Here is a 25,009-nt window from a genome sequence, read left to right as displayed (position 1 = left end):
GCGGCCACTCCGGCTAGCCCCGCTGCGCCCGCTGGTACAGCGGAGCCGTGATCCTCCAGCTGAACTGGGCGCCGCCGAGGTGTCGCACGCCCTGGCCGGGCGGGACCAGCTGGCCGTTCGCGTCCAGGTGGAAGCTCTGGATGTTCACGCCCACAACCGCGTTTTCGCTGATCCGGGGCCCGCCGCTGGATCCGCCGCCCATGTCGCACGGCACGCCCCAGAGGTTCTCGTCCGCCGGTCGCTCCGGATAGCCGGGGTGGTGGGCGGGCGTGCCCCAGCACTGCGCCAGCCGCCGGCCGGTGAACTCCGGCCTGCCCTGGTGGCCGGGCTGCCCGGCGGCGCGCGGGTAGCCGTACTCCCGCGCGAAGCGATCTGCCGGCCGGCCGAAGGCGATGTTCTCGCTCGCGCCGGACGGCTTGTCCAGCACCAGGAACGCCTGGTCGTACTCGGACTGCTGGTCGTCGGTGATCCAAGTCCGGTTCACGATCGCCTGGCGCACCACGAACTCGCCGAACGGCCGGGTGCCGTCGCGGAACCCCGGCACGAAGAGCATCTTCGAGTGCCACCGGCGGTCCTGGCCGATCAGGTTCGCGGTGTGTACGCAGTGCCCGCCGGTCACCGCGGTGCGCTTGTTGGCGCTCACCACGACGGTCGCCGTGCAACTCGAGTCCTCGCCGTCACGGTCGACGAAGAACAGGCGGCCGATGGACCTGCTGTTCGGCGCCGGTGCACCGGTCGGGTCGTCGACGGCGGGTGTTCCGGGAGGCGCGGACGGTCCGGTCGGCATCGCCGCGATCCGTTCCGGTGTCCAGTAGGCGGCCACGCCGTCCGTGTCGAGATCGTGCACGACCACGTCGGGGCCGGAGGGAGAAGCCGCCGCCAGGCCCGGTACACCGAGGAGCAGCAGCGCGACCACGCTCAGTATTCGCATGCGGTCGACCGTGGCAGTCAGTTGTGAGGATCCTGTGCGGAACGAGTCCTCATCCCGTGCGGCGGCGGCACGGGTGACTATGTTGCGACACATGGGCATGTGCGTGCTGGTGGCCGAGGACAACGTGATGCAGGCCGACATGCTCGGGAGATACCTGCGCCAGGAGGGTTACCGGGTGCGGATCGTCCACGACGGATCAGCGGCGCTCGACGAGATCCGCCGCGATCCGCCCGACCTGCTCATCCTCGACGTGATGATGCCGAAAGTGGACGGGCTCGAAGTCGTGCGGACGTTGCGCAACGAGACGGAGATCCCGGTGCTCATGCTCACCGCGAAGTCCACAGAGGACGATCTGCTGCACGGTCTCGACCTCGGCGCCGACGACTACGTCACCAAGCCCTACAGCCCGCGCGAGCTGATGGCGCGCGTGCGCACGTTGCTCAGACGCGTCCAGCGCACGGCCGCGAACGACATCGCGCTCGGTGATCTCGTCATCGATCCCGACCGCCACGAGGTGCGCGTGCGCGGTGACGCGGCCGAGTGCACCGCGTCGGAGTTCCGCATCCTGCACACGATGGCGGCGAGCCCCGGCCGCGTGTTCAGCCGCGCGCAGTTGCTCAGCGCGGTGCACGGGCTCGACGGGTACATCACCTCCCGCACCATCGACGCTCACATCATGAACCTGCGCAAGAAGATCGAGGCCCAGCCGCGCAAGCCCACGTACCTGCTGACCGTGCACGGCGTCGGCTACAAGCTGGTGGACGGGTCCGGTGCATAGCGTCCTGGCGCGGCTGCTGGCCGCGTCGGTGCTCGTCGCCCTCTGCTCGATCACCGCGACCGCGTGGCTCGCCGCCCAGAGCACGTCGACGTCGATCAGGCAGGAGCTCGGCAACGCGCTGGCGGGGGACGCCGCCACGTACCGCGAGCTGATCACGTTCGCCGTCGAGCACCGCGACTGGAACGGCGTCGCGCTGCAGCCGGGCAAGGGCCGGTTGATCCTCACCACGGCCGACCGCAAGGTCATCTCCGACACCGGCGCGAACCTCGACCCGAGCCAGCTGCCCGCGGTGCCGTCCGCGGTGATCAACCCGCTGGAGCTCGACCTCGCGCAGGCGCCGGACTCCCCCGCCGACCGGATCGACGCGAGGATCGCCGGCCCGTTCCAGCTCACCGAACGGGAGAAGGGCAGCCTGGCCCAGGACGCGGAGATCTACCGTGCCCGCTGCCGGAGTTCGGAGGCGGCGCAGGCGGAGGAGACGCCGACGACCGCGTGGGGCCGCCCGATTGTGAACGTGGACAGGACGACCGCCGCACCGGCCTCGCCGTCCTGCACCGAGATCGAGACCCGGCTGACCACGCTCACGCTGGGCGAGTCCGCCGCGTTCAACGAGCTCGACCTCCTCGTCAACGACTGCCTGAAGCAGCGCGGCCTGCCCGCCGAGCGGATCAAGATGAACGCGTCGTGGCAGCCCACCGCCACGAACACCGAGTGCCTGGCGAACGCGCGCCGGACCCAGCTGCGGCCTTACGTGGCGCCGCCCGCGCTCCTGTTCGTCACCGACCCCGCCGGCAAGACCACCCAGGCGACCGTCGTGAGGTTCGACGTCGGCCGGATCGTGCTGGTCGCCGCGATCGTGCTGGTCCTGACCGTCGGGGTCAGCGTGGTCGTCGCGCTGCGGATGACCAGGCCGTTGCGCACGCTCACAGCCGCCGCCGAGCGGTTGCGGCACGGCGACGACGCCCAGGTCGACATCCGGTCGCGCAGCGAGATCGGCCAGCTCGCGCGGGCGTTCAACGACATGGCCGCGCACCGGGCCCGCACCGACGCCCAGCGCAAGGCCATGACCAGCGACATCTCACACGAGCTGCGCAATCCGCTGGGCACGATCCGCAGCTGGCTGGAGGGTGCCCGCGACGGCATGGTCGAGCTGGACCGCACAACGCTCACGGCGTTGCTCGACGAGGCACTGGTGTTGCAACGCCTGATCGACGACCTGCAGGACCTCGCGCTGGCCGACGCCGGCGAACTGCGGCTGCATCCAGAACCCGTCGACCTGCGGGACCTGTTCGACCAGCTCGTCGCCGCGCATCCCGGGCTGATCGCGGAGGGCGGCGGGGTGGTGCACGCGGATCCGGTGCGGCTGCGGCAGGTCCTGACGAACCTCGTCACGAACGCCTTCCGCTACACGCCTTCGACCGGCACGGTCCGTCTCGTGGCACGGGACGGCCGGATCACCGTGAGCGACACGGGTTCCGGCATCTCCGCCGAGGACCTGCCGCACGTGTTCGACCGGTTCTGGCGCGCAGACCGCTCCCGCACCCGCGACACCGGCGGCAGCGGGCTCGGCCTGGCGATCGCACACGCGATTGTGAGCGCTCACAGCGGCACGATCACCGTGGACAGCACGGTCGGGCGCGGGACGACGTTCACGATCACGCTGCCGGCACGCTGAGCGCATATTTTCCTCACAACCGCCCGGCAGCATCGCCGCCATGAATCCCAGGCTGTTGATCGGCGCCGCCATGCTGCTGCTTTCCGCGTGCGGCCAGGCCGCGCCCCCTTCGTCCTCGAACGTCGCGTCCCTGCAGTCCTCCGGAGCCGGCGCGCCCTCTTCCTCCACCGCCGCCAAGCCGGACGACGGCGAGCAGCCGCGGTTGCGCATGGACATGACCGAGGAGGAGAAGCAGCGGTTGCGCGACGCTCACACCGCCTGCCTGGCCGAGAAGGACCCGAACGCGAAGGGCGACATCCCCACCCGCCGGCAGTACAGCGAGGAGGCGTGGAAGGCGTGCGCGAAGAAGTGGCCGCTGCCGCCGTGGGAGATGGACTCGAAGAACCCGACCTTCGCCGACAACTGGCACAAGAACGTCCAGTGCATCAACAGCCGCGGCATGAAGGTCATCGAGACCGAGCCCGGCAGCTGGACCTACGACGGCGAGCAGACCCTGCCGGAGGACCAGCGCCGCAAGATCGAGGAGGACTGCGAGCAGGAAGTGTTCGGCGGAGGGCGTAAGTGAAGCGGTGGATCATCGCCGGTGTAGTCGCTCTTGTGCTGGTCAGCGGCGTGTTAGCGCTCACCTGGACGCGGCGCGCCCCGGCCCAGTCCGCGCCACCCCCGCCGCCGCAGACCGTCGCGGTGGTGAAGACCGATCTGACCGACGTCCGGGAGTTCAAGGCCACCCTCGGTTTCGGTGCCTCGCAGGAGGTGACAGGACGGCGGGCGGGCACGCTCACCTGGCTCCCCGCTCCTGGCGCGGCCGTCGACCGCGGTGCCGCCGTGTACAAAGTGGACAACCGGCCGGTGTGGTTGTTCTTCGGTGACACCCCGTTGTGGCGCAAGCTCGACAAGGCCGGTCTCAAGGGCCCGGACGTGAAGATCGTGAAGGACAACCTGGGCGCTCTCGGCTACAAGTTCGGCGGGGCAGCGGACGAGCTGACGCAGGCGACGATCGACGCGGTCAAGCGCTGGCAGAAGGCCGAGAAGGTCGAGGAGAGCGGCGTGATCGACCCCGGTGACGTCGTGGTGCTGTCCGGGAAGGTGCGCGTCGAGTCGGTCACCGCGAAGCTGTCGGCGTCCGGCGAGGGCCCGCTGATGAGCGTGACCGCGACGGGCAAGGCCGTCGACGCCTCGATCGACGCACGACAGGCCGAAGTGTTCAAAAAGGACCTGAAGGTCACCGTCGTGCTGCCCAACGGCACCGAGACCGCGGGAACCGTGCGGTCGGTCAGCACCGAGGTCAAGTCCGAGAAGAACGGCAACGGCGAGGAGATCCCGGTGATCGCCGTGGACATCGGCCTCGACACCGAGGTCGGCGAGTTCGACTCCGGCCCCGTGCGGATACGGCTGACCAGCACCGCGCGGCAGGGCGTGCTGGCCGTGCCGGTGACCGCGCTGCTGGCGTTGCGCGAGGGCGGGTACGCGGTGCAGACCGAGGAAGGCGGGCTCGTCGCGGTGAAGACCGGCCTGTTCGCCGGCGGGCTCGTCGAGATCAGCGGCGGTGGCCTCAGCGAGGGCATGCGGGTGGTGACGACGTCGTGACCCCGGTTCTCCAGATCCTGGACGCCGTCAAGGAGTACGCGGGCGGTGTGCGCGCTCTCGACGGTGTTTCCCTGACGCTGCACGAAGGTGAGGCCGTCGCGATCGTCGGCCCTTCGGGTTCGGGCAAGTCGACGCTGCTCAACCTGCTCGGCACGCTGGACCGTCCGTCCAGCGGCACGGTGCTGCTGGACGGGCACGACATCTCCACGCTGTCCGACCGACAACTGTCGGCGTTGCGCGGACGGCGGATCGGGTTCGTGTTCCAGCAGTTCCACCTCGCGGACGGCCTCACGGCCATCGACAACGTCGCGACCGGCCTGCTCTACGCGGGCACTGCACGCAAGTGGCGGGCCGCGATGGCGACCGAAGCACTGACCCGCGTGGGGCTGGGCCATCGGCTTCGGCACCGGCCGCACGAACTGTCCGGTGGTGAACGCCAACGCGTCGCCATCGCCCGTGCCGTGGTGAACCGGCCCGCACTGGTGCTGGCCGACGAACCGACGGGTGCGCTGGACACGGCGACCGGCCGTGCGGTGCTGGACCTGCTGCTCGACCTGAACAGCGAGGGCACGACGCTCGCGGTGATCACCCACGACCGGGAGGTGGCGGCGAGGCTGCCGCGCCAGGTGGAGATCAGGGACGGCCGCATCCGCGCGGAGGTGACGGCGTGAGCGTTAACACCGCCCGTCGCACCGAGGTCAGCGGCGCGAACCCCCGTGACGTCAAACCCACCCGGCTCAGCCTCACCGACCTCCTGCTGCTCGGCCTGTCCCCGTTGCGGACCAGGCCGATGCGGGCCGTGCTGTCCGCGCTCGGCATCTCCATCGGCATCGCCACGCTCGTCGTGGTCACCGGCATCCCGGCGTCGAGCCGCGCCGCGCTGATGGAGGAGTTCGCCGCGCTGGGCACCAACCTGCTGCGCGCCGAGGCCGCCACCGGCACGAACAACGAGGCCGCGTCGCTGCCACCGGACTCCGTCGCGATGGTCGAACGCATCGGCCCGGCCGACCAGGTCAGCGCGGTCGCGAACACGCACGCCGTGATCCGCCGCTCCGACCGGATCCCCGACTCGGAGACGTCCGGGCTGACCGTGCTGGCCTCGAAGCTCAACCTCCTGGACACGCTCAACGGCCAGGTCCGGACCGGCACGTTCCTCAACGAGACCACCTCGAAGTTCCCGACCGTCGTGCTGGGCGACATCGCCGCGGCCAGGCTCGGCATCACCGCCCCGGACGCCCAGGTCAGGATCAACGACACGTGGTTCACGGTGATCGGGATCCTCGCTCCCCTGCCGCTCGCGCCGGAGGTCGAACGGTCGGCGCTGGTCGGCTGGGAGTCGGCCGAGGACCTCGGCTTCGACCAGCGGCCCACGGTGCTCTACCTGAGGGCGCAGGAGCCGTCGATCGACGACGTGCGGGCGGTGCTGCCGCAGACGATCTCCCCGGAGCGGCCGTCCCAGGTGCGGGTCAGCCGCCCGTCCGACGCGCTCACGGCCAAGCGCCTCACCGAGAACACCTTCTCGGCGCTGATGCTGGGCCTCGCCGGGGTGGCGTTGCTGGTCGGCGGCATCGGGGTCGCGAACACGATGGTGATCTCCGTGCTGGAACGCAAGCGCGAGATCGGCCTGCGCCGGGCCCTGGGCGCCAACCGCGGTCAGATCAGGACGCAGTTCCTCACCGAGTCGGTCGTGTTGTGCCTGCTCGGTGGCGTGGCAGGCGTGTTGTTAGGGCTAACAGGAACCGCTGGCTACGCGTTCGCGCACAACTGGCCCGCGGTGATCCCGATCGAGATGGTCCTGGCCGGGCTCGGCGCGGCGGTCGTGACGGGCGTGGTCGCCGGGGTCTATCCGGCGGTGCGGGCGTCGCGGCTGACCCCGACGGAGGCGCTCGCCGCGCCGTGAGAAACACCGCGTGCTCGAATGTCGACTTCCAGGGATCTCGTTCGTCCTCGGAACGACGACTGGAGGGCACGCATGCACTACATGTTCTTGATCTACAACTGCGAGGACCGCCCGCACCCCGGTGACCCGCGGTTCGAGGAGATCCTCACGCGGGTCAACGCGTTCGCCGACGAGTGCCGTCGCCGGAACGTGTACGTGTCCGGCGACCCGCTGAAACCCGTCGCCACCGCGACGACGGTGCGGGTGCGGGACGGCAAGGCGCTGCTCACCGACGGCCCGTTCGCGGAGACCCACGAACACCTCGGCGGGTACTACCTGCTCAACTGCCGCGACCTGGACGAGGCGCTGGAGCTGGCCGAGATGATCCCGCAGGCGCACTTCGGCGCGACGATCGAGGTGCGCCCGGTCGACCACATCCCCGGCCTGAACCACGGGGTGGCATGAGCGATCTCGCGTCGGCCGCGGTCGAACGGGTGTACCGCGAGCACCGGAGCCGGATGCTCGCGGCGCTGGTGCGGGCGCTGGGCGACTTCGAGCTGGCCGAGGACGCGCTGCAGGAGGCGTGCTCGCAGGCGTTGCGGAAATGGCCACGTTCACAAGTGCCGGACGATCCGTTCGCCTGGCTGCTCACCGTCGCCCGCAACCACGCCCTGGACCGGATCCGGCACGCTCGAATGGCCCGCACGAAGCTGCCTGCCGTGCCCGAGCCGGTCGCGATGACCGAGAAGCAGCTCGTCGACCTCGGCGACGAACGCCTGAGCCTGATCTTCACCTGCTGCCACCCCGCACTGGCCGAGGACGCGCGGTTAGCGCTAACACTCCAGGCCGTGGCGGGGTTCACGGCGGCGCAGATCGCGCGGACGTTCCTCGTCGCCGAGTCCGCGCTGGCCCAGCGGCTGGTCAGGGCGAAGCGCAAGATCCGCGACGCCGGCATCACGTTCGAGGTGCCCGCCGACCACCTGCTGCCCGAACGGCTGCAGGGCGTGCTCGGGGTGCTTTACCTGATCTTCACGCGCGGCTACACGACGGCGGACGCGTCGCTGCGGCTCGAAGCGTTGCGGCTGGGCAAGCTCGTGGCGACGCTGATGCCCGACGAACCGGAGGCGCACGGCCTGGTGGCGTTGATGCTGCTGCACAACTCGCGCAGCGCGGCCCGGCTGACCGCGGCCGGCGACGTCGTGCTGTTCGAAGACCAGGACCGTTCGCTCTGGAACACCGAGGAGATCTCGGAGGGCATGGCACTGCTCGACCGCGCGCTGCGGTTCGGCTCGCCCGGCCCGTACGTGCTGCACGCCGTGATCGCCGCCCTGCACGTGCAGGACCCGGTCGACTGGGCGCGTGTGGCCGCCCTGTACGCCGAACTCCTCGCGGTGACACCGACTCCGGTGATCGAACTCAACCACGCGGTCGCCGTCGCGATGACCGAAGGACCCGAGGCCGGGCTCTCGTTGATCGACGGGATCACCGGCCTGGACTCCTACCACCTCCTGCACTCCGCCCGCGCCGACCTGCTGCGCCGCCTGGACCGGCACTCCGAAGCCGTTGCCGCGTACCGGCTCGCCCACGACCTGGCGGTCAGCCCGGCCGATCGCAGGTTCCTCGCCGCCCGCCTGAAACTTCTCGGCGGCTGATGTCGAGTTCGGCCCCGCTCGCTCGTCCTTCGCTCGTCAGTCCCGACAACCGAAGGAGCGATCGACATGTCCGGACAGGTCAACTGGTTCGAGCTGCCCGCCGAGGACACCGCGCGGGCAAGGGCGTTCTACGCGGGCGTGTTCGGCTGGGAAACCAGCCAGATGGGCGAGGACTACCACTTCATCACGAACGGCGCGTCAGGCGCGATCGCGGTCAAGGACGCCCAGCTCACCCAGCCGCGAATCTACTTCCACACCACGGACATCGACGAGTCCGTGCGCAAGGTCGCCGAGCTCGGCGGCAAGAGCGACGACGTCCAGACCGTGCCGGACGTCGGCCGCATCGCCCACTGCTCGGACGACCAGGGCACCCCGTTCAGCCTGTACGAGCCGAAGGCCTGACCCCCGCCCGGCGAGGCGTGCCGAGTTCGTCCGTCCTCTTCGGACTCGGCCGCCACCGGGTTAACATCTCCCTCATGCCAGACGTCGGCGTCCTTTCCGCGCACCTGCTCTCGGGCTTCCAGAAGGAACTCTTCACCCGCCTGGCCGAGGCGGGCCACGAGCACCTGCGCCCCCGCCACGGCGCCGTCATGGCCTACATCGCCCAGTCCGGCACGCGCGCGAGCGAGCTGTCCGAACGCTCCGGCCAGCACAAGCAGGTCGTCGGCACCCTCATCGACGAGCTGGAACGCCTCGGCTACGTCACCCGCCAGCCAGACCCCGCGGACCGCCGCGCCAAACTGGTAGTGCCCACCGACCTGGGCCGCGACCAGATGGTCCAGGCGCAGAAGATCATCGCGGACATCGAGGCCAGGCTCGCCCAGTTGGTCGGCCCAGACCGGTTCGCCGAGTTCAAGGCCGTCTTCACCGAGATCGCGCACGCCCACTAGCCGATCACGATGTCCTCGCGGTGCAGGCTCAGGAACTCCTTGAGCGTCAACCACCCCGGCACAAGCGCACGCGTCTGCCCGGTGTCACGCCGAGGCAGGATGTGCGTGTCGAACTCCGCGTAGTACTGGAACATGTTCCCGATCTCGACCGCCTCCCGGAACCCTAGCGCCCGGAAGTCGTTGTGCGACAACGGCTCGTACGTCACCTTTTCGCCCAACACCTCGCTGAACGCCTGCGCGACCTCCTGCCCCGTGAGGTGCTCGACGCCGAGCCCGATCGTCTGCCCGATGGTCGACTCCGGGTGCTTGAGCACGCTCGCAACAGCCTTGCCGATGTCCTCGGCGGCGATCCCGGAGATCCGGCTCTCCCCCATCGGCAACGACAACTTGAGCGATCCGTCCTCCGCACGGTGCGGCGCCATGCCACCCAGCAAGTTGTTCCAGTAGAACGACATCCGCACGTAGGTGGTCGGCAACCCGGCCTTCTCGAACAACACGTCCGCCTCGCCACCCTTCACGTCGAAGTGCGGCACCTTGTACTTCTCGTCCAACGTCGGCATCCGGTCGTCGTCGAGCGAGATCACCTCACGCGTGTCCTCCAACGTCGACCACACGACATGCTTCAAACCTCCTGCGGCCGCAACGAGGTTCTGCACCTCTTCGAGTTCCTTGGCCGCCGACATGTGCGTGAAGAACGGCGTAACCAGGTACGCGCCATACGCCCCTCCAAACCCCTTGCGCAAGCTCTCCACGTCGTACAGGTCGGCCGCGACAACGTCGGCCCCCAACTCGGCCAGCTTCTTGGCCGCCGCCGACTCGGGGTTGCGGGCGAGCGCACGCACCGCGAACTTCCCGTCGGCCAGCAGCGCCCGCGCCACCGCGCCACCCTGCTCGCCGGTAGCCCCCACCACAGCAATGATCTTCTTATCGCTCATGCCTCAACCATATAGTCACTTTTCAGTGACTATCAAGACTGGTGACCACTTCGTTTGGGTGTAACCCGTGCCACACGCCGCGCGATAGGGCTTCCAGTCGCCCTGCGGAGGTATGTGGATGTCGCGCCCGGCCCTGTTCTCATACGAAGGCGCGCTCCGCGTCCTGGGCGAGTACGACCATCCCTGGCTGAACAAGACCGACACCTTCCTGGGCGTGAGCATCCTGGTCGGCGGCGCGGTCGAACCGGACGTCTTCAGCCTGGTCGACCCAAAGAACGAGGCCACAGACTGTTTACGCAAGATCCTCGATGGCGTCGCCGACAAACTCACCGGCCTGGACAGGACTCACCGGCATGAGCTGATCGAGGCCGCGCACACGATCATCGCCGTCACCTCGGTCTTCGAGGCTCTGCGTGACGAGATCGGCGCTAGCTTCGACCAGTTCAAGATCACAGACCGCGAGAAGTTTCGCGTCCTCGACTCCGAGCCACCGGACAAGAAGAAGGAAGTCTCTGCCCTACCTGCCTTGACTTCGATCGCAGTACCGGCTCCCAGCGCAGTCCGGGGCTTCCACGAGAACCTCAGGGGAGACCTGCAGGACTTCCTTGTAAGGGCTGTCAACGATGCCTGTCGGTTCATTGCGGGCTTGGCCGGTGCCCCCGCACAACTTGGCACCCCCAGCTTCATCGCGTCCGTGAACCTCAATACGCAATCCAAGTACATCCATCACTACGTCGGACTTTCGGCCTCAATACCGGAGTTCCACATCTGGGCGATGCTCGGCGAGCACGCGGCGACCCGTGCCGCGGTGGCGCAGGAGTTCGCAACGATCAAAACAGAGTCCCTGGAACTCTTCTCCACCTTGCTCGCCAGACTTCCTGTTGAGCAGAACCAGCAAACGCGCCCGCACTGCACGCAGCTTCGGACCGTAGCCGAGAAGATCCTGACCAAACCACTGCTCAGGTCCGTCGGCGATACTTCGTCGATCAACGCGTTGTTTCCAACTGTGGAGAAGGGGTTCGTCACACCGGCTTACCGACTCGCGGTCTACACCGAGTTCACCGATCCGGCTTCCGAACACTGGTGGTGGAGCTCCACCAACGTCCGCGAAGACCTCAACACGTTCCTCGCCGCGCACCTGGCCGGCCAGGAGAGTACTGAACTCCCGTTGCTGGTGCTCGGAAATCCCGGTGCAGGCAAGTCACTACTGATGGACGTGCTGGCCGCAAGACTTCCCCCGAACCAGTTCGCCGTCATCACGGTACAGCTCCGCAAGGTGAGGGCTCAGGACCGCGTTCAGACCCAGATCGAAACAGCGTTGCACGAGGTGTTAAGCAAACGCGTCGACTGGGGCGACCTGGCCGACGAGTGCGGCGCCGACATCACACCGGTGGTTCTGCTGGACGGCTTCGACGAGCTGATACAGGCCAGCGGCGTGCACCAGTCGACTTACCTCCAGCAGGTGAAGGAGTTCCAGGAGCTGCAGACGAACCGCGGTCGGCCCGTGGCGGTGGTGGTCACCTCGAGAGTTCTCGTCGCCAACCGCGCCAGCATCCCGGCCGGGGTACCGATCGTGATGCTCGAGGAGTTCGATGACGACCGCATCGATCGTTGGCTCGACGCGTGGAACACGGCGAACGAGCAAACCCCAGGCTTCCGCTCGACGAAGCGGAAAGCGTTGGGGCAACACATGGAACTGGCGCGGCAGCCGCTACTCCTGCTGATGCTCATCATCTACGAGGCCGACCCAACTACGCCGCTGCTCGATAGCCAAAACCTCTCCAACGCCGAACTGTACCGACGTCTCATCGACTCGTTCGTACTACGCCAAGTCAGCGAAAAGAACGCGGTTCCGCTGCCACGAGAGATCATCGACAAGCGCATGGAAGAGAGTTGGTGGAGGCTAGGTATCGCCGCGTTCGCGATGTTCAACCGCGGACACCAGTACGTGTCTGCCGCTGAGCTCAATCGGGACCTCTCCGTCTTCGCACCGAGCGAGCCAACCCAGAACAACACTCTGGACACTCCCGTCGACGACGCGGACCGAACGGTGGAGAACTTCTTCTTCATCCACTCGCCAACCCTCAACGAGGGAAGCCAGCCAGGCCGGCGCACCTACGAGTTCCTGCATGCAACCTTCGGCGAGTATTTGATCGCCGACGTGACAATGAAGCTGCTCGTTCAGATGGCCGCGACGCGAGCACTCCCCGCCGCGAATCCTTACCAGCGAAAGGCACCACCGGACAACTCGCTTTTGTACGGGCTGACGTCCCACCAGGCGTTCGTCAAGCGAGATCCGATCATAGCCTTTGCCCAGGGCCTGTTCAGCGCTCTCTCCACAGAGAGCAGGAAGTCTGTACTAGATGTGCTGGAGGACCTCATCCGGTCGTTCCATGATCGCGCCTTGAGTGATCCTTATCCGGCCTACCAACCGGCTTCCGCCACTGTCGTGTCCCGCCTAGCCAACTACTCCGCCAATCTCGTCTGTCTACGAGTTCTCCTAGACCAGGAAGCATCGACACCGATTGAGACCTTGTTCAAGTACCAAGAGGACTCACCGCTGTCCGCCTGAAAAGCAACCGTCCACCTCTGGCAGGCGGGTTTGGACCCCGAGGGCTGGGAAGAGATCCTCGATTCGATCACACTCGTGCAGACCGATACGTGGCACATCGCGCGTCTCAACATCGACGACATGTCGACTGTCGAACGGGCGGCGAGGCTATTAGGCGATGCGGAGCTCGAGGGCATGGTGCGTGCCGGCGAAAAGCTTGTCGACGACACCATCAGTTCAGATCACCAAGAGCAGTCGTTGGTCTCGAACCTAGCCAGCTGGGTCATCCAACAGTCCGGGGCCGGCGGCACCGGACGAGCAATTCCCTTCGACCTCTTCTTCCTGCACAAGATCATCAACCGACTGGACGCTGGCGTGCGGATGAATCATAGATCTAAGGCGGTGATGGCTGTCGCACTGTCGAGAGAGGCGCCGAGAACTCCTCGTGACCTCGTAGAACGCGCACTGCGGCATCTGATTCCGCGCACAAATGACGAGTTCAACGAAAGCCTTGTGTCCACCTTCGAACTCATATCTGCGCTCTGCGCTCACCCTGACCTGATCGGACGAGGCGCCTTCCCTGTCGACATGCTCGCCAAGATGTTCAGCGCAAGCACCTCCGAGGCTATGTCGTCGCTGGTGCTGGTGTGGGCTACCGCCAACTCCTCGGACAGTCGCGTAGACGAATCATTCAGAGAATTCGCCACGATGGTGGCAAAATCTGCCGCTCCCTACGTCAACGACATTGACGATGCGTACCTACCTGTAGAAGCCTTCGAATATCTAGCACGACCACGCTCGACCGAACCCACAATCGACAAGCACGTAATCAACACGCTCAGCACCGTCGCGACGACAGCAGCGCACCAGGTCGAACCTCAGATCATCCTCGATCTACTCAAACGAGCCCAGCCACACGTGCCACAAAGTCACGTGGTACATCTGGCATCCCAGTACTTGAGCGGTAGAGCTATCGCCAGGACAGCAGAAGAAGAGGAGAAGCTGTCAATTCTGCGGCACCTAGCGCAAACTGAAATTGACCACACAGACGAGGAAGACGAGGACTAAGCGTCGAAGCGGTAGCGGGCTGCCTCAATGTCAGTGAGATAGCGCGTCGTCCACGCACACATCGCGTCCACGGTCGCCCGCAACGCCTGACCAGGCTCGGTCAGCGTGTAGTCCACACGCGGCGGCACCGTCGGATGCACGACGCGCAACACCAGCCCGTTGCGCTCAAGCAGCCGCAGGTTCTGGGTCAGCATCTTGTGGCTGATGCCGTCCACCTCCGTCTTGAGTTCGGTGAAGCGCTTCGTCGTGTCGCCGATGGTCTCGACGATCAGCAGCGCCCACTTGTTGGCGATGTCGGAGAAGATCTCGCGGGCCAGTGAATCCGCGCGGGCCAGATCGCCGCTGAGCTGCTTGCTCACCTTTTGGTGCCCCACTCTCGAAAAAGTGCGTTCTTCCAGGTCAGTGCTCACTCTCCTACGGTTACCGAGTAACCACAAGAGAGCGAAATAGGAGCACGCAATGGCAGTCACGCTCATCAACTCCGACGAGCTGCCGCAGCTTGACGTCTACCACCACGTGGCCGTCGCCAGCGGCTCGAAGACGATTTACCTAGCCGGGCAGGTGGCCTGGGACGCCGCGCCTGACCTCGCGCTGCAGACCGAGCAGGCATATGTGAACGTTCACACCGCGCTGAAGGCTGCGGGGGCGTCGTTCAAGGACCTGGTCCGGGTTCGGGTTTACGTCGTGGGCTGGACGCAGGACAAGATGCCGGAGCTCCTCAAGGGCATCGAGAACGCCAGGGCGCGGGTCGGCGAGACCGCCACGCCGCCGGCCACGTTGATCGGGGTGGCCTCGCTGGACGTGCCGGAGCACCTCGTCGAGATCGAGGCCACGGCCGTGATCGACTGATTTACCGGCGGCTAACCGGAAACGCGCAGGCTCCCGAGCAAAACCAGGAGGAGCTACCCATGCGCAAGATTCTGGCCGTGGCGGCGATCGCGGCTGCGGGTGCCACCGTGCTGACCGGTACCGCTCAGGCCGAGACCAATCCCGCCTGTCCCGGTGCTGGGCAGATCGGGTCGACTGCCTACGTGAAGAACGGCAGCACGACGGTCGCTTCGGTCAAGCAGTACGCGGGCTGCGGGAAGAACTACTCCTACGTCTACGTGTGGGATTCGTGGATTGCCAGTCATGGCAGGGATTTCGTGCTGCGCACGTATGTTCAGACGCGGCCGAACAACTCCAACGGCTACAAGACCGGTGCTCGTGGGCAGCAGGAGTTGTGGTCTGGCGGGGCGGACACGCTGGACGTGTGCACGCGCGCTCACGGTGAGGTCGACGGGAGCAGCTACTTCCTGTTCGCCAAGACCAGCGAGCGTTGCTAGGACACCGAGCGGAACTCTGCCAGGCCGTCTGCCAGTTCCACGGCAGCGGTGGTGCGCCCGGCCGGACTGTGCCGGTCGGGCCCGTGTTCCGGCAGCCGGGTCTTGTTCACGCGCAGGCTCGTGTCGTAGGCGCGGACGTGCTCAGCACATTCGCAGTTGCCCGCCAGCGGGGTCGGGCAGGTGAAGGCCGCGCGCAGCCGATCGACGTCAGCGGCGGGAAGGATCGAGGACCAGACCATGACCTCGTCCTCCTCGCCGAACACCACGAAACCGTCGTAGCTGAACGACCGCAGTTCGCCGACCGCGCACGCACGACAGAAGAGCACGCGCGTGTAGTCGTGCATCTGCTCGTACGGGCCGCGTTCGCGGACGTTGACCACGAGTTCCTGTTGACCCGAGCAGATCAGGCAGTGGTCCGACCACCTCATCGGCGCATGCTGATCAGCAACGCGAGCCCGGCGGACAAGCCGATGAGAGCGCCGACAACCAGTTGGTTGAGCCAAACGGCCGCGGTGCCGCCGTCCGTGCGCAGCAAGGCCACGACGATCAGGCCCACCGCCAGGCCGATGGTGATCGGTTGCGCCAGCGGCACGTCCAACGGTGCCATCGCCCGCACCATGCCGAGCAGCATCACGACGACGGCCAGGCCCATCGACCACCAGTACGGCCGGAAAGCGTGCAGTGACGCGCCGAAGTGCAGGACCGGTGGTGCGGCGATGAGCCACACGCCCGCCAGAAACGCGGCGACACCGGCCCTGCTCTCGACAGTTCTTCCGTGAAGGTCCCCCACGCGAGTGATTCTCACCTCTCGAAGGCTTCCTGGGAACACCCTCTATTCGTTCCGGTACGCCTTCATGTTGCGGAGCAACAGGTAGGTGTCCTGCAGTTGCGCGGAGTCGTTGATGCTCCGGTAGATGCCCCACTTCGGATGCGCCTGGTCACCGCCCAGCCACGTGTCGAAGCCGGACCGCGACGCGTTGACGACGGTCGTGCCGCCGTCCTTCAACGAAAAACGCAGGCTGCCGGAGTCGGCGACCTTGATCTCGATCTCAACGTCGATCCACTTGTTGCGCAACGGGGCCAGCGGCGTGCTGCCGAGTTTCGCCTGGCCCGCGCCGAACAGTCGCATCTCGACGGTCTCGGTGGAACCGGAGCGAAACAGCGACATGGTGACCACCGGCGAGTCCACGCCGGTGTGCTTGACCTGGAAGATGTGCGAGAAGCTGGTGGTGCCCTTCAACGACGTCGGGATGTACATCTGGTAGTTGAAGCGCCAGGTCTCGCCCTTCTTCATGTCGTGGCGGGTGCTGCCGGTCTGGATCGCGCGCACCTCGTTGCGCTGCCGGTCGGAACCGTCCCGATCGGACTTGTGCATCACGAACCGGTACTGGTCGCTCTCGGCGAAGATGTGCGTGGCCGAGGGATGCGAGTTGGAGCGGTCGTCCTCGATGCCGACGAACGCCTTGAGGCCGGCCGAACCGGGGTTCGGCGCCCACTTCTGCACGAACGCCATCGCACCCACGTCAGCGGAGGCCACACCCGCGGCCAGTGGCGTGGCCGCGACGGCGAGAGCTCCTCGCAGCGCGGTGCGGCGGTTGAACAACTGCATGCGGTTCCTCCTCGAACCAGGGCGGCGGTTCGAGGCAGCGGTACGCACACGATCTGGGACAGACCTCCGACGTGTCAAGGGCTCACATTCGTGGAGAAACGGTGCAGATCCGGTGAAGGTGTTGCCGGGAAACGGGAACCGGTCGGGTGATCGGACCTAGCGTCGGGGCATGGACACCGTGGACGTGCTCGTCGTCGGCGCCGGGCTGGCCGGTCTCAACACCGCGCGGCTGCTCGCGCAGGCAGGCCTCGACGTGGCCGTTTGTGAACGCAGGACAAGCCTGGAGACCGGCATCCGCACGACCGGGATCTTCGTCCGGCGCACGCTCGACGACTACGAGCTTCCCCACCTGGGCCCGGCGGTCCGGCGCGTGCTGCTCTACCCGCCGTCGCACGAAAATCCGGTGGAACTGGTGAGCACGCGCGACGAGTTCCGCGTCGGCGACATGGAGGGCATCTACGCCGCCGCGGTCAAGGACGCCGAACGGGCGGGTGCGCGCGTCAGCCTGAACTCCAGCTATCCGGCGAAGTCCACGAAAGCCCGGTTCACGATCGGCGCGGACGGGGCCAGGTCGACGGTCGCGAAGAACCTCGGCCTCGACGTCAACCGGCAGCTCATCACCGGCATCGAGGAGGTCTACCCGGTCAGATCCGGCTCGACGCCGACGTTCCACTGCGTGGTCGACCCGCGGATCGCGCCCGGCTACATCGCCTGGGTCATCGACGACGGCGAGCACGCGCACGTCGGACTGGCCGGGCGCGCCGACCGGTTCAGCGCGCCCCTCCCCCAACTGCTGCAACGCTTCCGCGACAGCTTCCCGACGCCGGCACCCGCCGGGCCGGTGAAGCGCAGGGGCGGGCCGATTCCGGTCGGCGGGCTGCTGCGCCGGATCGTGTCACCGCAAGGGTTGCTGGTCGGTGACGCGGCGGGCGCGGTCTCGCCGCTGACGGCGGGCGGGCTCGATCCGTGCATGCGGATGTCCGAGCTCGCGGCGTCGGTCACGTTCGACTACCTGCGCAGCGGCAACAGGTACGTGCTGGAGCACTACGACGCCGCGGCCATGCGACGGCGCTACCGCACCAGGTCGCTGCTGCGGCGCGGCCTGTCGCTCGTCAGGAGTCCGCACCTCGCCGAGTTCGCGTTCACAACGCTGCGCACGCCGCCGGGAAAGGCCGTGGCCAAGCGGATTCTCTTCAACTAAGAAGCCCGTCGGCGACGAGGGCCACCAACACTTCCGCGCGTTCCGCCGGATCGGGCGAGGACTCGACCGCCAGGGATATCCCGTTCGCGAGTTGCAGGACGTCGTCCACGGTGACGCCCAGGCCGACCGAACCCTCTGCCTGGGCACGGTCGAGCAGCTGCTGCGCGGCTTCCCGGATCGTGGTGTGGGGCGAGAACTCCGGGTCGGACTCGTACCCCGTCAGCGCCGGCCCGAGCCCACGCGCGGTGGCCGCGTGCGCCACCACGGCACGCAACCAGGTCACCAGGGCCGTCCCTGCGGCAGGCGCTGTCAGCAGGTCCTCCGCTCGATCACGCAAGGCCTGCACGCGATCACGGAGCACCGCTTCCAGCAGTTCCCAGCGGCGGGGGAAGTGCCGGTGCAGCGTGGCCGATCCGACTCCGGCGCGGCGGGCGATCTCCTCCAGGGACGCTCCGGCTCCGGACTCGGCGATCACCGCACTCGCCGCCGCCACCAGCCGGTCGCGATTGCGCTGCGCATCGGCCCGCCGGCCTGACGAGCTGGGGGTTTCTCCCATGGGTCCGGCACCTTGTTGCTAAGTGGGGTGGGTCCCCCATATCGTACCGGACCGCAAGTGGGGTGGTCCCTCCACTTAGCGACCGGACAGGTGGAGACGAAGAATGAAGATCGGATTAGCGGTCGGCGACGTACGCGGTCCCGCGACCCTGGACGCGATCGTCGGCCAGGTGCGGACGGCGGCCGACGCCGGATTCGCCACGGCGTGGGCGAGTCAGGCACTGGGCTGGGACGCGTTGACCGCCATCGCGATCGCCGGTGCCGCCGTCCCCGGCATCGCCGTGGGCACGGCCGTGGTCCCCGTTCCCCAGCGGCACCCGATGATGCTGGCCGGACAGGCGCTGACAGCGCAGGCAGCCACAAAAAGTCACCTGACGCTGGGCATCGGCGCAGGTGTCGCCGCGATGGTGTCGGGGATGTTCGGACTGCCCACCGACCGGCCCGTGCAACGCATGCGCGACTACCTGACGGTGCTCGGACCGTTGCTGCGAGGGGAAAGCGTCGAACACCGCGGCGAAACGCTCACAGCGGTAGGAGCGGTGACTGTCTCGGGCGAGGTGAGAGCACCATCGGTGATCGTCGCGGCGATGGGGCCGCGGATGGTGCGACTGGCGGGAGAACTCGCCGACGGAGCGGTCACCTGGATGACGGGCCCGAAAGCCTTGGGAGAGCACATCGTTCCCACCATCACCAAGGCGGCCGGAAGCAGAGCACCACGAGTCATCGCCGGACTGCCCGTCTGCGTCACGAACACGGCAGACGACGTCCGCGCCCGGATCGCCGAGCAGTTCGCACTCGCCGCGCAGGTGCCCGAGTACCGCGCGACGCTCGACCGGGAAGGAGCGGCCGGACCGCAGGACGTCGCGATCGTCGGCACGGAAACCCAAGTGACACAGGCACTCTCACGACTGCGCGAGGCCGGCGTCACCGAGTTCATGGCCGCGCCGTACGGAACCGCCGACGAGCAGAACCGCACCACCGGCCTGCTCGCCGATTTCGTCCGCTGACACCTCAGAGTTCGGCGGCCCGTTTCAGAGCGGCGTTCTCGGCCTGCATGCCGTCCTTCATGGCCTTGCCGATGAACAGGTCCGCTCCCCCGGACAGCACGCCGTCGACCAGCAGTTCGTTGGTGACGAGCACGGTGCCGTCGGGCTGCGTTGTGAGCGTTCGACAACGTTGGCCGTAGACGAACCACGCGTTCCAGCCCGCGTCCTTCCAGCAGAAGCGTTGACCCGGAACGCCGTTGAGCACGGTGTGCTTCGCGGCCATCTTCACCGAACCGAGGAGCACGTCCACCCGGACCTCGTCGCCCGGCGCGGTGCCGCCCGCCGCCTTGACCACCCACGGGTTCCAGCGCGCGTAGCCGGGGAAGTCGGTGATGAGGCCGTAGATGCGTTCCTGGGGCGCGGAGATCACCGTCTCGGCGCGGTAGACCACCGAGTGCTCGCCAGGCTCTCTCGGGTCGAGTGGAGCGCCGCTAGCGAGCATCGCGAGCACCAGACCGGCTGCCAGCACGTGACCACCTCGTCAAAGAGATCGACCGGGACGCGGACGTGAAGAAAATACGCGTTCGCGTCCCGGTCGTCATCGGCCGATCAGCCGCCTCCCGGGTTGCCCCCTCCGGGTGGAGTGCCGGTCGTGGTCGTCGTCGTTGGCGCGGTGGTGGTCGTGGTCGTCGTCGGCGGCGCCGTGGTGGTCGTGGTCGTCGTCGGCGGCGCCGTGGTGGTGGTCGGGTTGGTGGTGGTCTGCGAGCTGGACGGCGGGTCGGACTTGCGCGGCTCGAAGTTGCCGAGCGGGTTCGGTTTCGGGAACTTCTCCGCCTGGACTCCCTGCAGAGCCGCGTCCATGAACTTCTTCCACATCTGGCCGGGCAGGCCGGAGCCGAAGACCGGCTTGCCGCTCTTGTCCCTGATGGCCACGTTGCCGGCGTCCTTGCCGACCCACACCGACGTGGACAGCTGCGGCGTGTAGCCGACCATCCAGGCCTTCGAGTTCTGGTCGAGGCTGCCGGGAAGCTCGTGCGTGCCGGTCTTGCCCGCGCACTCGCGGTTGCCGGCGCAAGGGATCTTCGAGTAGCCCGGGATGTCCTTCAGCGTCTCGGTGACGTTGTCCGCGATGTCACGGCTCTTCGTCTCCACCGGGTCGAACGCGGGCTCGGCCTGGTCCACGTGCTGGTAGAGCACGTCACCGGTCGGGCCGGTGATCTTCGCGACGAAGAACGGAGCCCGGTACATGCCGCGGGCGGCGAAGGTGGCGAACGCCGACGCCATGTCGAACGGCCGCACCTGCGCGTTGTCGGCGCCAATGGCGATACCCGCGTTCGGGGCTCCGCCTCCCTCACCGACCAGCGTCTGCTTGTCCTCACCGTTGATCCGGACGACCTTCGGGATGCCGGCCGAGTGCGCCGCCTCCGCCACCGCCTTCGTGCCAGTGCCCTCAGGGCCCGCCACCATGTCGTAGAACACGGTGTTGAGCGATTCCTTCATGGCCTGCTTGATCGGACATTGCTTGCCGCAGGTGGTGTTGCCGGCGTTGCGGATCTCGACGCCACCGATCTTGCGGGGTGCGGCGTCGTAGGTGTCGCCGATGCCCTTGCCCATCTTCAGCGCGGCCACCAGGTCGAACGGCTTGAACGACGACCCGGCCTCCTGGATCGTTCCCTTGGCGTAGTCGATGCCCTTCAACCCGTCCTTGCCCGGGTAGTAGGCGCGCACCGCACCGGACTGCGGCTCGATCGCGCTCAGCGACGTCCGCAGGTCGGCGTCCTGGCCCTCCATCACGGAGTTCACGGCGTCGACCGCGGCCTGCTGCATCTTCGGGTCGATCGTCGTGGTGACCGTGACACCGATCTTCTGCGCCTTCTCCATGGTCATGCCGACGAGTTCACCGTCGATCTCGTCCTGCACCTGCTGGCTCACGCGGGCGAGCGGACCGTCCAGGCCCTGGGGCTGCGTCTGCTCGAGCGGCAACGGCGTCGGGTACTGGCGGGCGTCGTAGTCCGTCTGGGAGATCCACTTCTTCTGAAGCATCTGGAGCATCACGAACTCCCAGCGCTTCTTGGAGTGGTCGGCCTTCTCCGACCACGAGGGGAGCTGGATCATGCCGGCGATCAACGCGGCCTCGGACGGCGTGAGGTCCTTCATCTGCTTGTTGTAGTAGACCTGCGCCGCGGCCTTCATGCCGTTCGCGCCACGACCGAAGTACACCGTGTTGAGGTACGCGGTGAGGATCGTGTTGTGGTCCGACTCGTTGCTCATCTTGTAGGCCTGCACGAGTTCCATGAACTTGCGGGTCAGCGTCGGATCCTCGTTGCCCGTGGCCTTCTTGATGTACTGCTGCGTCAGACCGGAACCACCCGAGCTACCACCCGTCGCCTGGATCCAGACGGCGCGGACGATCGCCTTGGCGTCGAAGCCGGGGTTGTCGTAGAAGTCCGCGTCCTCCGCGGCCATCACGGCCTGCTTGACGGTGTCCGGGAGTTCCTCGTACGTCAGCAACGTGCGGTTCTGGCCCGGCGAGGTGATCTTCCCGATCTCGTCGCCGTTGGAGTACAGCAACGTGATCGTCTTGTCCTGCGCGTCCGCGATCTCGTTCGGGCGCGGCCATTCCACGAGCGGGTACGTCACCGCGATCGCGATCACCGGAGCGAGGAGCATGAGGCCGATCGCGACGAACACGCCGATGCGGACCCGCTTCCAGATCTTCTTCTTCCGCAGACGACGCTCTTCGTCCTCGCTGAGCTCCGGCTCGTCGTCGTAGTACTCCTCGTCGTCGTCGTAGTACTCGTCGGCGGGCTCGCGATGCGTCATCAGTTCGGGCTCGCGCTGCGGTGGCCTGGTCGCCGGAGGGATCCGTGCCGTGCGCTCCTCGCCCGGTCTGCGCGGGGGCATGCGCCTCGGCGGTCCAACTTCATCGTCCCTGAATGGTTTGTTCGGCCCCATCTCCCCAGGACGCGCGAAGGATCAGGTGGTTCCGCACATGACGATCTTCGCTGCGGAACGCCTCCGGGACGTGAACGCGACTCCATGCGCATTCACGTCCCGGAGGACATCGATCAGGCCGTCAGAAGCGTCAGCCCGTACGTGCGAAGGATCTCGTTGACGGGCTGGAACCAGGTGCGGCCGCCGCCGGAGCAGTTGCCGTAACCGCCGGACGTCACGCCCTGCGCCTGGTCACCGGTGATGAACGAGCCGCCGGAGTCGCCCGGCTCGGCGCACACGCTGGTGCCGACCATCTCGTAGACCGCGCCCTGCTGGTAGTTCACGGTCTCGTTGCGGCCCTGGACGACGCCGCAGTGCCAGTGCGTGGTCGAGCCCGAACGGCACACCGAGGTGCCGGGCGGGGCCTCCCACGAACCGCGCACCAGCGCGTCGCTCACCTGTCCCCAGCCGAGCACGACCGGCACGTTCCACCAGCCGCCACCGGTGCGCACCCAGCCGTAGTCGTTGGTGGGGAACGAGGAGCCGACGAACTCGCCCTGCCACGAACGGTCCCAGCCGTACACGTTCCAGGCACCGACGTTGCAGTGCCCGGCGGTGACGTAGCCGCCGTGCACCGAGAAGCCGATCGAGCAGCGGACGTTGCCCGTGTAGAACGGGTCGCCGCCGACGGTGCCGGCCGCGAAGGTCTGCGGCCGCTGGACGCCGTCGGTGTTGACGACGACGTCCTTGGGCAGGCCCGAGACGTCGGCTCCCGGCAGGGCGTCGACCACCACGGCGCCGCGCTGGACGTCGACCCGCCACCCGGCGACGTCCTTCGAGACCGATCCGGCCTTCGACAGTCTGTCGATGCCCGTCTTCACCGCGTTCAGGGACGCGAGTGTCCTGGTGCGCAACACCGGTTGCGCACCCGCGGCCTTGACCGCCTCGACCTTCGCGGGGTCCGTCACGGCCACGTTCAGCTTGCCGTCGGCATACCAGCTGCCACCGAACGCGTCGGCGGCGGCCTGCTCGGCGGCCGGTGCGATCTTCAGCGCCACCTTCTCGGCGCGGATCCTGGTCAGGGCCTGCGCCTGGGTGATCCCGAGGTCACGGCTCATCGCGTCGACGACGTCCGCCGACGCCGTCACAGCAGGGATGGTGATCGTGCTCAGCACGATCGCGGACACAGAAGCTATGCGTAGCAGCATGTTCTCTCCTACGGTGTCCAAGGTGAGCTCACGGCCCAGCTCACGTCTTGGTTGTACGAGGCAGGGTTGTCGTACGTGTGCGCGCCGCCGTTCGAGGCGACCCAGACCTCCTCCGCGTAGTGCCGGATGTTGGTGCCGAGCTCGTTGACCGATTCGAGCCGGACGCCGCCAGTGCCCTGTTGCGCGCAGAACGTCGCGTCCCGGCGGAACAGGTCGGTGTTGTCGTTGGCGCCGAGACGGACGCGGAAGTCCGCGTGCCGCAGGAACTGGCCGGAGATGTTGCGGGACTCGAACGAGTAGCAGGTGGGGTCGGCGAGCCCGCGCCGGATGACGAACGTCGCGTCCGCCTTGGTCAGGCTGTCGCTCCCGCTGGTCACGACGTCCGTGCGCGCCAACGACTCCCGGTGCCGCAGGTAGCGGTCCGTGAAGCCGGGCGAGGTGACGCGGAACGAACGGGCCTGGTCCAGCGGCAGTTCCGCACCGCTGCGCCACAACCCGGTTCCGATCGCCCACGTGGTGTCCGCGGCGAACGAGTTCGCGCTGTCCCAAGGGTTCGTGCCACCGGAGCGTGCCAGGTACACGCCCTCGTTGTAGTGGCGCACGAACGAACCGCGCACGTTGAACGACTCCAGCGCGGTACCGCCAGAGCCTTCCCTCGGGCAGAACGTGGCATCGGCGGCGATCGTACCGTTGTTCACGTCCAGGCGGATGCGTCCGCTGCTGTGCCTGAGGAACTGGCCGGGGAAGTTCCGTGACTCGAACGAAAGACAGGCCGCGTCGGCGAGTCCGGGACGCGGGTGGAACGTGGCGTCCAGCCTGCCCAGGTCCGTGCTGACCAGATCGGTGCGGGCCAGCGAGTCCTGATGGCGCAGGTAGCGGTCGGTGTAGCCGGATGTGGTGACGCGCAACGACACCACGTCGTCCGGACTGACCGCCGTGCCACGCGCGACCGCGAGCACCCTCTGGTTGACGTCCCGCACCCGCGACTCGGTCATCTTCAACACGCGCCGGTCGTAGGTGTAGAAGCCGTTGACCTCGTTCTCCACGTCGTACGGCTCGGTGTAGACCATCGCCGACAGCCCGCGCGTGTGGATGAGCCGCTGGACCTGCTTGATGATCTCCTCGTACCGCTTGGTCAGCGACTGCTCGTCCGGGTACAGGGCTCCGTAAGCGAATCCGGCGCCCGGCTGGTACTCGTGGTCGACGACCCTGCGGCCCAGGCCACCGAACTCGCCGAGCATCACG

General features: G+C 67.3%; 27 protein-coding genes. 16 read left to right on the top strand and 11 right to left on the bottom strand.

The genetic code is table 11. The features are described 5' to 3' along the window. Window positions 1–13 precede the first annotated feature (13 nt). The gene (locus tag ACH413_RS19770) at window positions 14–931 is read right to left on the bottom strand and encodes a hypothetical protein (protein WP_360033983.1); all 918 of its coding nucleotides are present in this window, start codon (window positions 929–931) and stop codon (window positions 14–16) included. 97 nt (window positions 932–1,028) lie between these two features. Here ACH413_RS19770 and ACH413_RS19765 point away from each other — a divergent pair, with 97 nt between their 5' ends. The 10 genes from ACH413_RS19765 (at window position 1,029) to ACH413_RS19720 (ending at window position 9,392) form a co-directional block, all read left to right on the top strand. Further along, window positions 1,029–1,709: a response regulator transcription factor gene (locus ACH413_RS19765; RefSeq protein ID WP_360035112.1), complete on the top strand. Its 681-nt coding sequence runs from the start codon at window positions 1,029–1,031 to the stop codon at window positions 1,707–1,709. After that, window positions 1,702–3,384 carry a HAMP domain-containing sensor histidine kinase gene (locus ACH413_RS19760; protein ID WP_360033986.1) on the top strand — a complete coding sequence of 561 codons (1,683 nt, stop codon included), beginning with the start codon at window positions 1,702–1,704 and terminating at the stop codon, window positions 3,382–3,384. The genes ACH413_RS19765 and ACH413_RS19760 overlap by 8 nt, the downstream gene beginning before the upstream one ends. 40 nt (window positions 3,385–3,424) lie before the next feature. Beyond that, window positions 3,425–3,949: a hypothetical protein gene (locus ACH413_RS19755; protein WP_360033989.1), complete on the top strand. Its 525-nt coding sequence runs from the start codon at window positions 3,425–3,427 to the stop codon at window positions 3,947–3,949. Further along, window positions 3,946–4,971 (top strand): peptidoglycan-binding protein, encoded by a 1,026-nt coding sequence (locus ACH413_RS19750; protein ID WP_360033992.1) that lies wholly within the window; start codon window positions 3,946–3,948, stop codon window positions 4,969–4,971. Before ACH413_RS19755 ends, ACH413_RS19750 begins: the two co-directional genes overlap by 4 nt. Then, window positions 4,968–5,642: an ABC transporter ATP-binding protein gene (locus tag ACH413_RS19745; RefSeq protein ID WP_360033994.1), complete on the top strand. Its 675-nt coding sequence runs from the start codon at window positions 4,968–4,970 to the stop codon at window positions 5,640–5,642. The genes ACH413_RS19750 and ACH413_RS19745 overlap by 4 nt, the downstream gene beginning before the upstream one ends. Further along, window positions 5,639–6,871, top strand: coding sequence for an ABC transporter permease (locus ACH413_RS19740; RefSeq protein ID WP_396425025.1), 1,233 nt, complete (start codon window positions 5,639–5,641; stop codon window positions 6,869–6,871). Before ACH413_RS19745 ends, ACH413_RS19740 begins: the two co-directional genes overlap by 4 nt. A 72-nt stretch (window positions 6,872–6,943) precedes the next feature. Continuing rightward, the gene (locus ACH413_RS19735) at window positions 6,944–7,315 is read left to right on the top strand and encodes a YciI family protein (protein WP_360033997.1); all 372 of its coding nucleotides are present in this window, start codon (window positions 6,944–6,946) and stop codon (window positions 7,313–7,315) included. Further along, on the top strand, window positions 7,312–8,502 hold the full coding sequence (locus ACH413_RS19730; protein WP_360034000.1) for a sigma-70 family RNA polymerase sigma factor: 1,191 nt from the start codon (window positions 7,312–7,314) through the stop codon (window positions 8,500–8,502). Before ACH413_RS19735 ends, ACH413_RS19730 begins: the two co-directional genes overlap by 4 nt. A 66-nt stretch (window positions 8,503–8,568) precedes the next feature. After that, a complete protein-coding gene (locus ACH413_RS19725) occupies window positions 8,569–8,904 on the top strand; it encodes a VOC family protein (RefSeq protein ID WP_360034003.1) in 336 nt (111 codons plus the stop codon). A 74-nt stretch (window positions 8,905–8,978) separates the two neighbouring features. After that, complete coding sequence (locus ACH413_RS19720) at window positions 8,979–9,392, top strand: MarR family transcriptional regulator (protein ID WP_360034006.1); 414 nt, start codon at window positions 8,979–8,981, stop codon at window positions 9,390–9,392. On the opposite strand, the gene ACH413_RS19715 is transcribed toward ACH413_RS19720, so the two are convergent. Next, window positions 9,389–10,327, bottom strand: a complete 939-nt coding sequence (locus tag ACH413_RS19715) for an NmrA/HSCARG family protein (protein WP_360034009.1) — start codon at window positions 10,325–10,327, stop codon at window positions 9,389–9,391. The two genes, ACH413_RS19720 and ACH413_RS19715, sit on opposite strands and share 4 nt — an antisense overlap. Before the next feature lie 118 nt (window positions 10,328–10,445). Between ACH413_RS19715 and ACH413_RS19710 the strand changes: the two genes are divergently transcribed. After that, a complete protein-coding gene (locus tag ACH413_RS19710) occupies window positions 10,446–12,899 on the top strand; it encodes an AAA family ATPase (RefSeq protein ID WP_360034011.1) in 2,454 nt (817 codons plus the stop codon). 30 nt (window positions 12,900–12,929) lie between these two features. Further along, on the top strand, window positions 12,930–13,946 hold the full coding sequence (locus ACH413_RS19705) for a hypothetical protein (protein WP_360034014.1): 1,017 nt from the start codon (window positions 12,930–12,932) through the stop codon (window positions 13,944–13,946). Here ACH413_RS19705 and ACH413_RS19700 read toward each other — a convergent pair. After that, window positions 13,943–14,305 (bottom strand): winged helix-turn-helix transcriptional regulator, encoded by a 363-nt coding sequence (locus ACH413_RS19700; RefSeq protein WP_396425024.1) that lies wholly within the window; start codon window positions 14,303–14,305, stop codon window positions 13,943–13,945. The genes ACH413_RS19705 and ACH413_RS19700 overlap by 4 nt on opposite strands. A gap of 100 nt (window positions 14,306–14,405) precedes the next feature. Here ACH413_RS19700 and ACH413_RS19695 point away from each other — a divergent pair, with 100 nt between their 5' ends. Together ACH413_RS19695 and ACH413_RS19690 are read left to right on the top strand one after the other, a co-directional pair. Then, window positions 14,406–14,795 carry a RidA family protein gene (locus tag ACH413_RS19695; RefSeq protein ID WP_360034019.1) on the top strand — a complete coding sequence of 130 codons (390 nt, stop codon included), beginning with the start codon at window positions 14,406–14,408 and terminating at the stop codon, window positions 14,793–14,795. A 59-nt stretch (window positions 14,796–14,854) separates the two neighbouring features. Continuing rightward, window positions 14,855–15,271, top strand: coding sequence for a hypothetical protein (locus tag ACH413_RS19690; RefSeq protein ID WP_360034022.1), 417 nt, complete (start codon window positions 14,855–14,857; stop codon window positions 15,269–15,271). Here the strand turns inward: ACH413_RS19690 and ACH413_RS19685 are convergent. From ACH413_RS19685 to ACH413_RS19675, 3 genes are read right to left on the bottom strand one after another with little or no spacing between them, the layout of a single operon-like run. Then, window positions 15,268–15,699: a hypothetical protein gene (locus ACH413_RS19685; protein WP_360034025.1), complete on the bottom strand. Its 432-nt coding sequence runs from the start codon at window positions 15,697–15,699 to the stop codon at window positions 15,268–15,270. The genes ACH413_RS19690 and ACH413_RS19685 overlap by 4 nt on opposite strands. Next, window positions 15,696–16,061: a hypothetical protein gene (locus ACH413_RS19680; protein WP_360034028.1), complete on the bottom strand. Its 366-nt coding sequence runs from the start codon at window positions 16,059–16,061 to the stop codon at window positions 15,696–15,698. Before ACH413_RS19680 ends, ACH413_RS19685 begins: the two co-directional genes overlap by 4 nt. A 42-nt stretch (window positions 16,062–16,103) precedes the next feature. After that, complete coding sequence (locus ACH413_RS19675; protein WP_360034031.1) at window positions 16,104–16,880, bottom strand: Tat pathway signal sequence domain protein; 777 nt, start codon at window positions 16,878–16,880, stop codon at window positions 16,104–16,106. Between the two features lie 169 nt (window positions 16,881–17,049). Here ACH413_RS19675 and ACH413_RS19670 point away from each other — a divergent pair, with 169 nt between their 5' ends. Continuing rightward, complete coding sequence (locus ACH413_RS19670) at window positions 17,050–18,081, top strand: NAD(P)/FAD-dependent oxidoreductase (protein ID WP_360034034.1); 1,032 nt, start codon at window positions 17,050–17,052, stop codon at window positions 18,079–18,081. Here ACH413_RS19670 and ACH413_RS19665 read toward each other — a convergent pair. Then, entirely contained in the window at window positions 18,074–18,637 is a 564-nt protein-coding gene (locus ACH413_RS19665; RefSeq protein ID WP_360034037.1) for a TetR/AcrR family transcriptional regulator, read from the bottom strand. The two genes, ACH413_RS19670 and ACH413_RS19665, sit on opposite strands and share 8 nt — an antisense overlap. A 103-nt stretch (window positions 18,638–18,740) precedes the next feature. On the opposite strand from ACH413_RS19665, the gene ACH413_RS19660 reads away from it, so the two are divergent. Continuing rightward, the gene (locus tag ACH413_RS19660) at window positions 18,741–19,643 is read left to right on the top strand and encodes a TIGR03564 family F420-dependent LLM class oxidoreductase (protein WP_360034040.1); all 903 of its coding nucleotides are present in this window, start codon (window positions 18,741–18,743) and stop codon (window positions 19,641–19,643) included. Window positions 19,644–19,647: 4 nt separating this feature from the next. Here ACH413_RS19660 and ACH413_RS19655 read toward each other — a convergent pair whose 3' ends face one another. From ACH413_RS19655 to ACH413_RS19640, 4 genes are all read right to left on the bottom strand, one after another. Beyond that, on the bottom strand, window positions 19,648–20,151 hold the full coding sequence (locus ACH413_RS19655; protein ID WP_360034043.1) for an SRPBCC domain-containing protein: 504 nt from the start codon (window positions 20,149–20,151) through the stop codon (window positions 19,648–19,650). Window positions 20,152–20,231: 80 nt separating this feature from the next. Continuing rightward, window positions 20,232–22,526, bottom strand: a complete 2,295-nt coding sequence (locus ACH413_RS19650) for a transglycosylase domain-containing protein (protein WP_360034046.1) — start codon at window positions 22,524–22,526, stop codon at window positions 20,232–20,234. 164 nt (window positions 22,527–22,690) lie between these two features. Further along, a complete protein-coding gene (locus ACH413_RS19645; protein WP_360034049.1) occupies window positions 22,691–23,764 on the bottom strand; it encodes a S1 family peptidase in 1,074 nt (357 codons plus the stop codon). Between the two features lie 8 nt (window positions 23,765–23,772). Then, window positions 23,773–25,009, bottom strand: a 1,237-nt coding sequence (locus tag ACH413_RS19640; RefSeq protein ID WP_396425023.1) for an AbfB domain-containing protein, incomplete at its 5' end; no start/stop codon positions are given.

This window comes from Lentzea sp. NPDC020367 (assembly GCF_044387305.1).
Lineage (GTDB): Bacteria > Actinomycetota > Actinomycetes > Mycobacteriales > Pseudonocardiaceae > Lentzea.
This window is presented reverse-complemented; position numbering and strand designations above follow the sequence as displayed.